The organism is Neisseria sp. HMSC070H10, from assembly GCF_001837635.1.
Taxonomy (GTDB): Bacteria; Pseudomonadota; Gammaproteobacteria; order Burkholderiales; family Neisseriaceae; genus Neisseria; species Neisseria subflava_A.
In genome coordinates this window covers 1-284 of sequence record NZ_KV833374.1, presented here as the reverse complement: position 1 = coordinate 284, position 284 = coordinate 1, and the positions used below count along the sequence as shown (strand labels likewise).

Here is a 284-nt window from a genome sequence, read left to right as displayed (position 1 = left end):
AAAGATCACCAAGCTCACCGTCTGACTGCTGGTTACGATGCTAACAACCTGATGGTTGCTGTTGTAGGTCAATACGAAGGCTTCAAAGCTGACGTAGCTGGTGCTAAGAAAAACGAACGTACTGAAGTTGGTGCAACTGCTGCTTACCGCTTCGGCAACGTAACTCCTCGTGTTTCTTACGCTCACGGCTTCAAAGCTAAAGAAGAAGGCGTGAAACAAGAGAACAGCGCTTACAACCAAGTTATCGTTGGTGCTGACTACGACTTCTCTAAACGCACTTCTGC

Annotated in this window: 1 protein-coding gene; it reads left to right on the top strand. The window is 47.5% G+C overall.

Annotated features, from left to right (window positions below; all coding sequences use genetic code 11):
- Nucleotides 1-284, top strand: a 284-nt coding sequence (locus tag HMPREF2606_RS05935; protein WP_141762178.1) for a porin, incomplete at both ends; no start/stop codon positions are given.